Origin of the sequence: Pseudomonas sp. 8O (assembly GCF_902506495.1) — a bacterium.
Lineage (GTDB): Bacteria > Pseudomonadota > Gammaproteobacteria > Pseudomonadales > Pseudomonadaceae > Aquipseudomonas > Aquipseudomonas chaetocerotis.
In genome coordinates, this window is the sequence record NZ_LR733264.1 from 1220351 (window position 1) to 1234313 (window position 13963).

Annotated in this window: 11 protein-coding genes; 3 read left to right on the forward strand and 8 right to left on the reverse strand. The window is 64.3% G+C overall.

Annotation, left to right across the window (positions count from 1 at the left end; translation table 11 throughout):
* Positions 1 to 231: 231 nt before the first annotated feature.
* The 5 genes from GV002_RS08385 to GV002_RS08405 all read right to left on the reverse strand — a co-directional run bounded on the left by GV002_RS08385 (position 232) and on the right by GV002_RS08405 (position 6991).
* Positions 232 to 1131, reverse strand: coding sequence for a hydroxymethylglutaryl-CoA lyase (locus GV002_RS08385; RefSeq protein ID WP_160017877.1), 900 nt, complete (start codon positions 1129 to 1131; stop codon positions 232 to 234).
* A gap of 148 nt (positions 1132 to 1279) precedes the next feature.
* A complete protein-coding gene (locus GV002_RS08390; RefSeq protein ID WP_160017878.1) occupies positions 1280 to 3208 on the reverse strand; it encodes an acetyl/propionyl/methylcrotonyl-CoA carboxylase subunit alpha in 1929 nt (642 codons plus the stop codon).
* Positions 3205 to 4005, reverse strand: a complete 801-nt coding sequence (locus GV002_RS08395) for a gamma-carboxygeranoyl-CoA hydratase (RefSeq protein WP_160017879.1) — start codon at positions 4003 to 4005, stop codon at positions 3205 to 3207. The genes GV002_RS08390 and GV002_RS08395 overlap by 4 nt, the downstream gene beginning before the upstream one ends.
* A gap of 86 nt (positions 4006 to 4091) precedes the next feature.
* Positions 4092 to 5699, reverse strand: coding sequence for a carboxyl transferase domain-containing protein (locus GV002_RS08400; protein WP_160017880.1), 1608 nt, complete (start codon positions 5697 to 5699; stop codon positions 4092 to 4094).
* A 128-nt stretch (positions 5700 to 5827) separates the two neighbouring features.
* Complete coding sequence (locus tag GV002_RS08405) at positions 5828 to 6991, reverse strand: isovaleryl-CoA dehydrogenase (RefSeq protein ID WP_160017881.1); 1164 nt, start codon at positions 6989 to 6991, stop codon at positions 5828 to 5830.
* A 151-nt stretch (positions 6992 to 7142) separates the two neighbouring features.
* On the opposite strand from GV002_RS08405, the gene GV002_RS08410 reads away from it, so the two are divergent.
* From GV002_RS08410 to GV002_RS08420, 3 genes are all read left to right on the forward strand, one after another.
* Positions 7143 to 8822, forward strand: coding sequence for an AMP-binding protein (locus tag GV002_RS08410; RefSeq protein WP_160017882.1), 1680 nt, complete (start codon positions 7143 to 7145; stop codon positions 8820 to 8822).
* Between the two features lie 71 nt (positions 8823 to 8893).
* Positions 8894 to 9475, forward strand: a complete 582-nt coding sequence (locus GV002_RS08415; protein WP_160017883.1) for a peroxidase-related enzyme — start codon at positions 8894 to 8896, stop codon at positions 9473 to 9475.
* An 86-nt stretch (positions 9476 to 9561) separates the two neighbouring features.
* Positions 9562 to 9951 carry a MerR family transcriptional regulator gene (locus GV002_RS08420; protein WP_160017884.1) on the forward strand — a complete coding sequence of 130 codons (390 nt, stop codon included), beginning with the start codon at positions 9562 to 9564 and terminating at the stop codon, positions 9949 to 9951.
* Between the two features lie 55 nt (positions 9952 to 10006).
* Here the strand turns inward: GV002_RS08420 and GV002_RS08425 are convergent, their stop codons facing one another.
* The 3 genes from GV002_RS08425 to GV002_RS08435 are packed head-to-tail and all read right to left on the reverse strand — an operon-like array spanning position 10007 to position 13949.
* Positions 10007 to 11353 (reverse strand): TolC family outer membrane protein, encoded by a 1347-nt coding sequence (locus GV002_RS08425; protein WP_160017885.1) that lies wholly within the window; start codon positions 11351 to 11353, stop codon positions 10007 to 10009.
* Complete coding sequence (locus GV002_RS08430) at positions 11323 to 12885, reverse strand: DHA2 family efflux MFS transporter permease subunit (RefSeq protein WP_160017886.1); 1563 nt, start codon at positions 12883 to 12885, stop codon at positions 11323 to 11325. Before GV002_RS08430 ends, GV002_RS08425 begins: the two co-directional genes overlap by 31 nt.
* The gene (locus GV002_RS08435) at positions 12882 to 13949 is read right to left on the reverse strand and encodes an HlyD family secretion protein (RefSeq protein ID WP_160017887.1); all 1068 of its coding nucleotides are present in this window, start codon (positions 13947 to 13949) and stop codon (positions 12882 to 12884) included. Before GV002_RS08435 ends, GV002_RS08430 begins: the two co-directional genes overlap by 4 nt.
* Positions 13950 to 13963 lie beyond the last annotated feature (14 nt).

The following is a 13963-nucleotide window of genomic DNA, read 5'->3' on the forward strand; positions in this document are numbered from 1 at the left end:
GCCTTTAACCTGAGCGACCTTCGCGGCTATCGCACCGGCCTTTTCATATGTTCGGAAGCAAACGACAGGTCGATACGGTACACCTGCCTGTAGGAGCGGCTTTAGCCGCGATAATCGCGGATGAATCCGCTCCTGCGCATATGCGGGCTGTTGTTCAGCACGTAGGGTGGATCACGCTTCACCGATCCACCACAACGGTGGATGAGAAAAGCATCATCCACCCTATCGGATCTAGCGGCTCAGAAATGCCCGCGCCACCCGCGAGCCGTTGGTCTTGCCCAGTATTTCGCAGATGCGGTTCCCCGAGGCGATCAGTTTGTTCATGTCCACACCTGTCCCGATACCCAGGCCCTGCATCAGGTAGAGCACGTCCTCGGTGGCGACGTTGCCGGTCGCGCCCTTGGCATAGGGGCAGCCGCCCAGGCCGGCGACAGAGCTGTCGAATACACTGATGCCTTCGAGCAGGCTGGCATAGATGTTGGCCAGGGCCTGGCCATAGGTGTCGTGGAAATGCCCGGCGAGCCTGTCGCGCGGGATGTCGCGGCCAACCACCTCGATCAGCGCGCGCGTCTTGCCGGCGGTGCCGGTGCCGATGGTGTCGCCCAGCGATACTTCGTAGCAGCCCATGGCGTAAAGCTCGCGGGCGACGCTGGCGACCTGCTCGGGCGCGACTTCGCCATCGTATGGGCAGCCGAGCACGCAGGAGACGTAGCCGCGTACACGCACGTTCGCCGCCTTGGCCGCCTCCATCAGCGGTACGAAGCGCTGCAGGCTGTCGGCGATGGAGCAGTTGATGTTCTTCTGTGAGAAAGCCTCGCTGGCGGCGGCGAACACCGCCACTTCCTCGACTTTGGTTTCGAGTGCGGCTTCGAGACCTTTCAGGTTTGGCGTGAGCGCTGCATAGGTGACGCCAGGTTTACGCAGGATGCCGGCGAACACCTCGGCGGAGCCGGCCATCTGCGGCACCCATTTGGGCGAGACGAAGCTACCTACCTCGATATAGCTCAGGCCGGCGGCTGTCAGGCCGTCCACCAGGCGCACCTTGTCGGCGACGCTGATCGGCTGTTTCTCGTTCTGCAGGCCATCGCGCGGGCCGACTTCGACCAGACGCACGGATTCAGGCAGGTTCATAGGCTGTCCTCGTTTTCATCGTAGGGTGCGCCGTGCGCACCACTCGCGGCAAGATGGTCGAACTGCTACGTAGGGTGGACATCGCCTTTCATGTCCACCTTGATGCAGGCGAATGACTTCATGGTGGATCGATGAAGCGCGATCCACCCTAGGGTTCGAACTCCACCAACACCGCACCTTCGCTGACCATTTCGCCTTCACGGCAGTACAGCGCCTTGACCGTCCCGGCTTCGGGCGCGCGGATGCTGTGCTCCATCTTCATCGCCTCCAATACCACCAGCGCTGTGCCAGTCTCGACCGCTTGACCGGGTTCGACCAGTACGCGGACGATGCTGCCGTTCATGGGCGCACTGAGGCCACCATGCTGAGCATGACTGGCCTCGGCGGCAGCGATGGGGTCGAAGCGGCTGATGGCATGCAGCTCGCCGTGCCATTGCAAATAGAGGGTTTCGCCACGGCGAATGGCACGCAGACGCTGGCGTATGCCGTCGATGTCCGCCAGCAGTTCTTCGCCCTGCAAGCGGGCCTGGTTGCTCGCGCGCACCTTGCGGCTTTCGCCCTGGCAGTTCAGGTGCAGGTCGATTTCCGCTGCACCACCGGCGCGCCAACCACTACGAGCGGCCCAGGGCGAATGGCTGTCGTCCGCGCGCTGCACGGGGCTTTCGCTCTGTACCCAGGCATCGGCAGCGAGTTGCCAGAACGCGTCCGGCAACTCGCTTGGCGCAGGCAGCAACTGCTGCTGATGGCGTGGGATAAAGCCCGTGTCCAGCTCGCACGCGGCGAAGGCTGGATGAGCAAGGATGCGGCGCAGGAATGCCAGGTTGGTCTTCACGCCGCCGACCAGGGTGCCTTCGAGCATGGTCAGCAGACGCAGGCGCGCCTGCTCACGGTTTTCGCCCCAGGCGATCAGCTTGCCCAGCATCGGGTCGTAAAAGGGCGAGACGCTGTCACCCTCGGCCACGCCGCTGTCGACGCGACGCCCGTCACCGTTGCCGGCTTCGCGGTACAGCGCCAGGGTGCCGGTGGCGGGAAGGAAATCGTGGTCCGGGTCTTCGGCGTACAGCCGCACCTCGATGGCATGGCCGTTCAGCGGCACCTGCTGCTGGGTGATCGGCAGCGGCTCGCCACGGGCGACGCAAATCTGCCAGGCCACCAGGTCGAGGCCGGTGATGGCCTCGGTGACCGGATGCTCGACCTGCAGGCGGGTGTTCATCTCCATGAAGAAGAAGTCGCCACGCTCGTCGAGCAGAAACTCCACCGTGCCGGCGCCGACATAGCCGATGGCCTGCGCCGCCTTGACCGCCGCTTCGCCCATGGCGCGGCGCAGCTCGGGGCTCAGGCCCGGTGCCGGCGCCTCCTCAACCACCTTCTGGTGGCGCCGCTGGATCGAGCAGTCGCGCTCGTTGAGGTACAGGCAGTTGCCGTGCTGGTCGGCGAATACCTGGATCTCCACATGGCGCGGTTTGAGCACGTATTTTTCCACCAGCATGCGCGAGTCGCCGAAGGCCGACTGCGCTTCACGTTGCGCGGATTCCAGCGTCTCGGCGAGCTGCGCTTCTGATTCAGCCACCTTCATGCCCTTGCCGCCGCCACCAGCGGCTGCCTTGAGCAGCACTGGGTAGCCGATGCGTTTGGCGGCCTCGCGGAAGGTATCAAGATCCTGCTTTTCACCGTGGTAGCCGGGCACCAGCGGCACGCCGGCAGCCTCCATCAGCGACTTGGCCGCTGACTTGCTGCCCATGGCGTCGATGGCCGAGGCGGGCGGGCCGAGAAAGATCAATCCGGCCTGTTCGATGGCGCGGGCGAAGCCGGCGTTCTCCGAGAGAAAACCGTAGCCGGGGTGGATGGCCTGCGCGCCACTGGCCTTGGCGGCAGCGATGATCTTATCGATCAGCAGGTAGCTTTCGGCCGGTTTGGCACCACCGAGATTCACCGCCACATCGGCTTCGCGCACGTGCCGCGCACCTGCGTCGATGGCGCTGTGCACGGCGACGGTGCGGATGCCCATGGCCTTGGCCGTGCGCATCACGCGGCAGGCGATCTCGCCACGATTGGCGACCAGCAGGGTGTCGATCATGCGGATGGCTCCTGCCAGGTGGGTTGGCGTTTTTCCAGGAATGCGCGCAAGCCTTCCTGGCCTTCGGCGCTGACGCGCAGACGGGCGATGGCATTCTCGGTGTAGCGGCGCAGGGCGGGGGTCAACTCGCCGCTGCCTACTTCACGCAACAAATCCTTGCTGGCGCGCATGGCTTGCGGGCTGTTGTGCAGCAAGTTGGCGACCCAGGCTTCGACCTGGGTGTCCAGTTCGTCGACCGGGTAGCTCTCGGCGAGCAGGCCCAGTTCGCGGGCGCGTCTGCCGTCGAAGCGTTCGGCAGTGAGCGCATAGCGCTTGGCCGCACGCTCGCCGATGGCCTGCACGACGAAGGGGCTGATCACCGCCGGAGCCAGGCCGATGCGCACCTCGGACAGTGAGAAGAGGGCGTCTTCGCTACCGATGGCCATGTCGCAGCAACTGGCCAGCCCCACCGCGCCGCCAAAGGCCGCGCCTTGCACCACGGCCAGGGTCGGGATCTTCAGACCGTGCAGGTTGTACATCAGCTCGGCCAACTCGCGGGCGTCGTTGAGGTTGGTGTTGTAGTCCAGCCCGGCCGCCTGCTGCATCCAGGACAGGTCGGCGCCGGCCGAGAAGTGCTTGCCACGGCCGCGCAGCAGGAGAAAGCGCAGGCTCTTGTCTTCACCCACGGCGTCGAGGGCGAGGATCAGCTCGCGGATCATCTCGGCGTTGAAGGCGTTGTTCTTTTCCGGGCGGTTCAGCCACAGGGTGGCGAAGCCGCGTTTGTCGGTTTCAAGCTGTACGGTGGTGAAGTTGGTCATGTCTGTCGCTCTCAGAACTCTGGTGTAGGAGCCGGCTTGCCGGCGATGCTTTTGATCGCCCGCAAGCGGGCTCCTACAGACTGGTGTTACATGCGGAACACGCCGAAACGGGTCGGCTCGATCGGTGCATTTAGGCTGGCGGACAGGGCCAGGGCCAGCACCTCGCGGGTCTGCGCCGGGTCGATCACGCCGTCGTCCCACAGGCGAGCGCTGGAGTAGTAGGCATGCGCCTGCTTCTCGTACTGCTCGACGATGGGCTGCTTCAGGCGCTGTTCGTCTTCATCGGAGTACGGCTGGCCGGTGCGTTGCGCCTGCTCGCGCTTGACCTGCACCAGCACGCCGGCAGCCTGCTGGGCACCCATCACGCCGATGCGCGCGTTGGGCCACATCCACAGGAAGCGTGGGTCGTAGGCGCGGCCACACATGCCGTAGTTGCCGGCGCCGAAGCTGCCACCGATGATCACGGTGAATTTCGGCACCTGGGCGCAGGCCACGGCGGTGACCAGCTTGGCGCCGTGCTTGGCGATGCCGCCTTCCTCGTACTTCTTGCCGACCATGAAACCAGTGATGTTCTGCAGGAACAGCAGGGGGATGCCGCGCTGGCAGGCCAGTTCGACGAAGTGCGCGCCTTTCTGCGCCGACTCGGCGAAGAGGATGCCGTTGTTGGCAAGAATCGCCACCGGGTAGCCGTTGATGCGGGCGAAGCCGCACACCAGCGTAGTGCCGAACAGCGCCTTGAATTCATCCAGCTGCGAGTCGTCGACGATGCGCGCGATCACCTCGCGCACATCGAAGGGCTGCTTGGCGTCGGCCGGGATCACCCCGTACAGCTCTTCTGCGGCATAGCGCGGGGCGATGGGGGCGCGGGCGTCGAGCTGGCCGAGCTTGCGCCAGTTGAGGTTGGCAATGCTGCGCCGGGCCAGGGCCAGGGCGTGTTCGTCATCCTCGGCATAGTGGTCGGCCACGCCGCTGGTCTTGCAGTGCACGTCGGCGCCCCCGAGTTCTTCGGCACTGACTAATTCGCCAGTGGCGGCCTTCACCAGGGGCGGGCCGGCGAGAAAGATGGTCGCCTGCTCACGCACCATGATGGTTTCGTCGCTCATCGCCGGCACGTAGGCGCCGCCGGCAGTGCAGGAACCCATCACCACGGCGATCTGCGCAATGCCCAGCGCGCTCATGTTGGCCTGGTTGAAGAAGATCCGGCCGAAGTGCTCGCGATCCGGGAACACTTCGTCCTGGCGCGGCAGATTGGCGCCGCCGGAGTCCACCAGGTAGATGCACGGCAGACGGTTCTCACGCGCAATGGCCTGCGCGCGCAGGTGCTTCTTCACCGTCAGCGGGTAGTAGGAGCCGCCTTTTACCGTGGCGTCGTTGGCCACGATCATGCATTCGACCCCTTCGACGCGGCCGATACCGGCGATAACCCCGGCGGCGGGTACGTCTTCGCCGTAGACCTCATGGGCGGCGAGCTGGCCGATCTCGAGGAAGGGCGATCCGGCATCCAGCAGGCGGTTGATACGTTCGCGCGGCAGCAACTTGCCGCGCGAGATGTGGCGCTCCTGCGCCTTGGCGCCGCCGCCTTCATGGACGCGGGCGAGCAGGGCGCGCAGCTCGTTGACCTGAGCAAGCATCGCCGCGCTGTTGGCGGCGAACTCCGGTGAACGGGTGTTGATCTGGGTATGCAGGATGGCCATCTGGGGCGCTCCGATTTTGATTTGATCGCTCCCACGCTCTGCGTGGGAGTTTCGCCAGGGACGCTCTGCGTCCGGTTTCAGGTTCCCACGCAGAGCGTGGGAACCATCACACGGGGCGTTCCCGCCGATCACTTGGTTTCGTTGAACAGCTCGCGGCCGATCAGCATGCGGCGGATTTCGCTGGTGCCGGCGCCGATCTCGTAGAGCTTGGCGTCGCGCAGCAGGCGGCCAGCCGGGTATTCGTTGGTGTAGCCGTTGCCGCCGAGCAACTGGATGGTGTCCAGTGCCATTTTCGTGGCCATCTCGGCGGTGTAGAGAATCACCGCAGCGGCGTCCTTGCGCGACTCCTCACCGCGGTCGCAGGCCTTGGCGACGTTGTACAGGTAGGACCTGGAGGCATTCATGCCGGCGTACATGTCAGCCAGCTTGCCCTGCACCAACTGGAATTCACCGATGGATTGCTTGAACTGCTGGCGCTCGTGCACATAGGGCAGCACCACGTCCATGCAGGCCAGCATGATCCCGGTCGGGCCACCGGAGAGCACGGTGCGCTCGTAGTCCAGGCCGCTCATCAGCACACGCACCCCACCGCCCTCGACGCCCAGGATGTTCTCCTCCGGCACTTCGCAGTCCTCGAACACCAGCTCGCAGGTGTTGGAGCCGCGCATGCCCAGCTTGTCCAGCTTCTGGTGGCGGGAGAAACCCTTGAAATCACGCTCGACGATGAACGCGGTCATGCCGCGCGAGCCAGCGTTGATGTCGGTCTTGGCGTAGATCACGTAGGTGTGGGCGTCCGGGCCGTTGGTGATCCACATCTTGTTGCCGTTGAGCACGTAGCGGTCGCCGCGTTTTTCCGCGCGCAGCTTCATCGACACCACGTCTGAGCCGGCATTGGGCTCGCTCATGGCCAGGGCGCCGATGTGCTCGCCGGAGCACAGCTTGGGCAGATATTTCTGCTTCTGCGCCTCGCTGCCGTTCTTGTGAATCTGGTTGACGCACAGGTTGGAGTGCGCGCCGTAGGACAGGCCCACCGAGGCCGAGGCGCGGCTGATCTCTTCCATGGCCAGCACATGGGCCAGATAGCCCATGTCGGTGCCGCCGTACTCTTCCTTGACCGTCATGCCGAGCAGGCCCATGTCGCCGAACTTGCGCCACATGTCCATGGGGAATTCGTTATCGCGATCGATCTGCGCGGCACGCGGCGCCAGCTCGGCCTGCGCGAACTGGTGCACCGAGTCGCGCAGCATGTCGAGGGTTTCGCCGAGGCCGAAGTTGAGAGTGGGGTAGCTCATGGGGGCACCGTGAATTGTCGTTATTGATTGGGCTTGTCAGGTCTTTTTGCTTTACGTTAACGTAAAGGTGACTTGGTCGGCTGTCAACTGCCACGCCTTCGCCAAGTCAAGGGCGCCAGACTCGATAACAAGCATAAGACAGAGGCATGCCATGACATTACCCAGTTATACCCGCGGTCCACAGGATAAGCCGTTGCTGGCGATGACCATCGGTGCAGCATTCGACCGGACGGTGGCGCGCTTTGCCGAGCGTGAGGCGCTGGTGGTGCGTCATCAGCAGGTGCGCTATAGCTGGGTGGAACTGGCCGAGCAGGTCGAGCGCTGTGCGCGTGCGCTGCTGGCCATCGGCATGCAGCCCGGCGAGCGCTTGGGCATCTGGGCACCGAACTGTGCGCAGTGGTGCATCGCTCAGTTCGCTAGCGCCAAAGCCGGGGTGATTCTGGTCAATATCAACCCGGCCTATCGACTCAGCGAACTGGAGTACGCGCTCAAGCATTCCGGTTGCCACTGGCTGATCTGTGCCGATGCGTTCAAGACCAGCGACTACCACGCGATGCTTGGTCAATTGCTCCCCGAACTGCCCGGTAGTGCCAGCGGTGCACTGCACAGCCTTATGCTGCCGGAGCTGCGTGGTGTAATCAGCCTCGGCCGCGAGCCTGCACCCGGCATGCTCGGCTGGGAGGCACTGCTGGCACATGCGGACAGTATCTGCGCGGAACAACTGCGCGCCTGCAGCGCTCAGTTGCAGTTCGACGAGGCCATCAACATCCAGTACACCTCGGGAACCACCGGTTTTCCCAAGGGGGCCACGCTCAGTCACTACAACATCCTCAACAACGGCTACATGGTCGGCGAAAGCCTGGGCTTGAGCGAGCATGACCGCGTGGTGATTCCGGTGCCGCTGTACCACTGCTTCGGCATGGTCATGGGCAACCTCGGTTGCCTGACCCACGGCAGCACCATGATCTATCCGAGCGATGCCTTCGATCCGCTGAGCACCTTGCAGACAGTGGCCGAAGAGCGCGCCACGACGCTGTACGGTGTGCCGACCATGTTCATCGCCGAACTCGATCATCCGCGGCGTGGCGAGTTCGATCTATCCAGCCTGCGCTCGGGCATTATGGCTGGCGCGACCTGCCCGATCGAGGTGATGAAACGGGTGATCGGCGAGATGCACATGAGCGAAGTGCAGATTGCCTATGGCATGACCGAGACCAGCCCGGTGTCGACCCAGACCGCCGCCGATGATGACCTGCAGCGCCGCGTGGCGAGTGTCGGGCGCACCCAGCCGCACCTGGAAAGCAAGATTGTCGACGAACAGGGACGTATCGTGCCGCGTGGCCAGATCGGCGAACTCTGTACACGCGGCTACAGCGTGATGCTGGACTACTGGAATAACCCCGAGGCGACTACCGAGGCCATCGACGGTGCACGCTGGATGCACACCGGCGATCTTGCAGTGATGGACGAGGCGGGCTACCTGAGTATCGTCGGGCGTAACAAGGACATGATCATTCGCGGTGGCGAGAACCTGTACCCGCGTGAGATCGAGGAGTTCCTCTTCGGCCATGCGGCGGTAGCCGACGTGCAGGTGGTGGGCATTCCCGATGAACACTACGGCGAGGAGATCGTCGCCTGGGTCAAGTGCCATCCGGGGCAGACGGTCAGCGACGAGCAGTTGCGCGATTTCTGTCAGGGACGCATTGCCCACTTCAAGGTGCCCCGGCATTTTCTCTTCGTCGATGCCTTCCCGATGACGGTTACCGGCAAGGTGCAGAAGTTTCGCATGCGCGAAATGAGTCTGAGTGCGCTGGGCATCGCGCCTCAGTGAATATCGGCTTGCCCGTCGGCATGACGCCGGCGGACAAGCTGCGGCAACCTGACCTTTTCCGAGGACGCCCCATGAACACGCACATCAGCCGCTTTGCCGTACCCGAATCGCTCGATGAACTGCCGCAGGACGTGCGTACACGCATCCTGGCCGTGCAGGACAAGGCCGGATTCGTTCCCAACGTGTTTCTCATGCTGGCGCACCGACCCGAAGAGTTTCGCGCCTTCTTCGCCTATCACGATGCCCTGATGACGCGTGAGTCCGTCAGCCTGACACTGGCGGAACGGGAGATGATCGTGGTCACCCTCAGCGCCCGCAACGGCTGCCTGTACTGCGTGGTGGCGCACGGTGCGTTGCTGCGCATCTACAGCAAGAATCCCCACTTGGCCGACCAGTTGGCGATTGATCCACGTACAGCGTCACTGAGTGAGCGTCAGCGCCTGATGCTCGACTTCGCCCTGCACGTCGGCTTGCGCGGCGGCGGCCTGGACTCAGACTGGCAGACGCGCCTGCTGGAGGCCGGTTTCAGTCTCGATGACATCTGGGACATAGGTGCCATTGCCGCGTTCTTCGGCCTGTCCAATCGCCTGGTGACGCTTGCCGGTACGCCGCCCAATGCCGAGTTCTATCTGATGGGGCGGGTGCCGCGCTGAACCTCGCACTACGGGTTGTAGCGTTGACGTTTACGTAAGCGTGCTGCTAGCCTTTTCTCATTTGCGCTCCTGCGAGAACCCCCGTCATGGCCGCCAAGACCTACAGCATTTCCGAACTGGCCCGCGAACTGGACGTGACCACGCGTACCATTCGCTTCTACGAGGAACAGGGCATGCTCACGCCGACCCGGCGCGGTCAGGAGCGCATCTATACGCCCCGCGATCGCGTGGCGCTGAAGCTGATCCTGCGAGGCAAGCGCATCGGCTTTTCCCTGGCCGAATGCAAGACTCTTATCGAGCTGTACGATCCCCAGGGCGATAACCGCAACCAGCTCACCCTCATGCTGGGCAAAATTGCCGAGCGGCGTCTGCAACTCGAGCAGCAACTGTTGGACATCCAGCAGATGCAGTTGGAGCTGGACACCGCCGAGGAACGTTGCCGCGCCGCCTTGCAGCAAATTCCCGAAGCCGGCTGAGCCTATACGAAGCATCGCCTGATGCAGGCAGTGTCCCTACAGAACCGGGTGTCCCTCAGGGCCGCACCAGTAGAGCGTTGATGGTTTGCAAGCCTGCCTCGTCCAGGCTGCCCGTGGCGGCCATCAGCTCGAGCCTGGCCAGCAGCAGGGCCTGGCGCTGTCTGGCGAGGGCGTGGCGGGCCTGTGTGAGTTGCTGCTCGGCGTCCAGCACGTCGCTGCCGATCCGCGCCCCGGCTTCGAAGGCTTGCGTCATGTTGTGCAGGTTGCTCTGGCTGGAGTTCAAGGCTTGTTGCAAGGCCTGGTACTGGCTGATGCCACTGGTCAGGGTGAGAAAGGCCTGGCGCGCCACGAAGTCGGCTTCACGGCGCGCATCTTCCAGTTCGTGTTCGGCAACGCCGAGTAGCGCCTGAGCCTCGCGGCTGCGGCTGATGGTGCCGCCACCGGCGTACAACGGCACGCTCAGGCGTACGCCAAGCACACTCTGGGTGTAGTGGTCGGCGGGCAGGCTGACATCGTAGAGGCTGCCGCCCACCGAGGAAAACCGTCCGTGAGCGGCCACCAGGTCGAGACTGGGTAGGTGACCGGCCTGCTGTTTCTCGGTTTCCTGTTCGGCGATCAGTCGGCGCAGTTCGGCCGCCTGAACCCTCAGGTTGTACTGGCGGGCCTGTTCGGCCCAGGTCTCCAGGCGTGGCGGCTGCGGTGCGCTGAAGGCCGTGCGGGTATCGAGTCTGGCCAGTTCGCCCGGCGTGCGGCCGGTCAGGCGCAACAGTGCCTGTTGCCGCAGGCGCAGGTCATTGGCGGCTGCGATCTGCTCGGCATAGGCCGCATCATGGTGTGCCTGCACCTGTTGCCTTGCATGCTCGGTGCCCGAGCCGGCCAGCAGGAGGCGCTGGGCCTTGTCCAGGTGTTGGCTCAGCGTGCGCACCTGCTGCCGGCTGGTCAGCAACTGGTCCTCGGCCAGCAGCAGCGCGAAGTAGGCGTTGGCTACCTGCAACATCAACGTCTGCCGTGCGACCAGCAGGTCGATCTGCGCGGCGCTGTCACGCGTCTTGCCCTGATCGAGGGCGATGAGGTTCTGCCAGCGCAGCAACGGTTGCACCAGTACCAGTGCGTAGGCGTTGGAGTCATTGCGGTTACGCCTGATTGTGTCGCTGTGCCGGTGTTCGACCCAGCCGTCGCCGGCCTCCAGCGAAAGCTGCGGCAACAGGGCGGCGCGTGCCTGACGCTGCGGTTCGGCAGCGGCCAGCCGGCGCTGCTGGGCGGCGGCATAGGCCATGTCGTGCTGCTGGGCCCACTGGTAGCTCTGGTAGAGGTCCTCGGCCTGGCTGCGGCCCGTGCCGAGCACCAGCAGGCTCAACAGGGCAAGCAGGCTCAGGCGGGCTCGCGGGGATCGTCCGGGCACGTCGCAGACTCCTTTACAGGTTGAGAGGGAGCCTTGCGCATCAGCAAGACCATGGGCACACCAAGGAGCATCACGCTGCCGAGCAGGGCAAAGAGCATGCTGAAACCGAGCATCTGCGCCTGGGCGCGCGCTTCGATAAAGGCCAGCAGGGCGGTCGCCTGCTGCGGGTCGAGCAGCTCGGTGGACAGTCGCCAGGGCTCCAGGGCCGCGCGGTCCCAGCCGCTGGCGAGCAGGCTGTGCTCGTCGACGTGCTCCGAGAGCTGGCGATAGCTGCGCCAGGAAAAGCGTGTCAGCAGGGTGGCGGCGATGGCGATGCCGACGCTGCCGCCGAGCTGGCGCATCAGATTGAGCACGCCGGAACCGACCGAGATCAGCTCGGCGGGCAATTGCCGCATGGCCAGGTTGGTCAGCGGCACGAAGATCATGCCCAGCCCCAGCCCGCGAATGATCAGCGGCCAGTACAGGGTGTCGGGCGTACTCTGCAGGGTGAACTGCGTGTGCAGGTACATGGCGTAGCCGTAGACCAGGATGCCCAGGCAGATGAACGCGCGCTCGTCGATGCGGTTGTCCTGCGACAGCTTGCCGATCACCAGAGTGCTCACGGCGCTGGCCAGTGCGCCGGGGAAAATCACCAGGCCGCTCTGGTAGGCGCTTTGCTCCAGCAGCGTCTGCAACAGCAGGGGCACCATGAACAGGGTGCTGTACAGGCCGAAACCGACGCAGAAGGCGCAGATCGAACCCAGCAGGAAGTCGCGATTGGCGAACAGCGCCAGGTTGACGATCGGATTGGCCACTCGCCGTTCCCAGTAGCAGAAACCCAGCAGGCCGATTACCGATAGGGCCAGGCACAGCAGGCCACGTCCCGACTCCAGCCAGTCCCAGTGCTCGCCGCGTTCGAGCAGGATCTGCACGCTGCCGACACCGACGGCCAGCAGCACGAAGCCAAAGTAGTCGATGCGTTGCGGACGGCGCTCGTTTACCGAGTCGTCCACGCACAGCCAGGCCAGCAATATGGCGATGGCACCGATCGGCAGGTTGATCAGGAAGATCCAGTGCCAGGAAAAGGTGTCGATGAGGTAACCACCGACCGAGGGACCCAGGGTCGGCCCCATCATGACCCCGACACCGTAGAGCGCCAGTCCGGTGCTGACCTTTTCCTTCGGGAACACGTCGTAGATGATGGCCTGGGAGATGCCCAGCAGCCCTCCGCCAGCCAGGCCCTGGATGATCCGGCACAGCACCATCTGCCACAGTTCCGTCGAGAGTGCGCAGCCGAGGGAGGCGAGGACGAATAGGGCGGACGAGGCCAGATAATAGGCGCGCCGGCCGAACCAGGCCGACAGCCAGCCGCTGGTAGGAAGAATGACCACGTTGGCGACGATGTAGCCGGTCGAGACCCAGGAAATTTCGTCCACCGAGGCACCGTAGGCACCCATGAGGCTGGGAATGGCGACATTGACGATGGTGACGTCGAGCAATTCCATCATCGAGATCAGGGTGACCGTAAAGGCTACCAGCCAGGGCGACTTCACCGCGCCTGTCCGCCGTCATCGTGGGTATCGACCTCGACCAGTACGCTCATGCCCTGGCTGAGTGCGTCCCTGAGTTCAGGGGAGAGCGCCTTGAACTCGATACGCGCCTGCAGCCGCTGCACCACCTTGGTGAAGTGACCCGTGGCATTTTCCTGAGGCAGCAGTGAGAAGCGCGCTCCGGTCGCGGGGACCAGGCTGTGCACCACGCCGTCGAAGGTCTGTTCGGGGAAGGCATCGACACTGATACGCGCCACCTGACCGACGCGCACGCGGCCGATCTGGGTTTCCTTGAAATTGGCCACCACCCAGAGCGTGTCGGTGGCGATCAGGCTCAGCAGTTTCTGGCCCGCCATGACGAACTGGCCGGGCTGGACGTGTCGGTGAACGATGATGCCGCTGCGGGGCGCATCCTGCCGGGTGTCCTGCAGGTGGATGTGGGCCAGCGCCAGCGCCGCCTGGGCCGAGCGCAGGCGGTACTGTTCGACCTTCAGCGCAGCCTGATTGGCCAGGGCGCCTTCACGCGCGGCCTGAGAATCGTCGCGGGCACCCTGCAACTGGTGGGCGAGGGCGTTGTTACGGGCGCGTGCCACCTCCAGATCACGCGTGCTGAGCACCCCCTGCTCGGCAAGACGGCGACTGCGGCGGTAGTCGCTGTCCGCCTCTTCCAGGCTGGCCGCCAGTTGTTCGATCCGTGCCTTGGCCGCCTCGCTGCGAGCGATGGCGCCGCGTGCCTGACTGTCCACCAGACCGGGCATGTCGGCCTGGCCTGCGGCGGTCAACAAGGCCAGATAATGGGCTTCGGCCTGTGTCACCTGCTGCCGGTACTCGTCCTCGCGCACCTGATACAGCAGGTCACCTCCGGCAACGCGGCTGTTTTCTTCCACTGCGACGGCGATGACCTCACCGGACAGTCGTGCCCGGATCGGGATGATGACGCCTTCCACCTCCGCATTGTCCGTGCTGACGTAGCGGTTTTCGTACTGCCAGCGTTGCCAGCCGAAGGCAGCCAGGCTGCCGATCACCAGCAGGCAAACGGCCCATTTGGCGCTCTTGTTCTTGAACATCTCAGTTGCTCTTC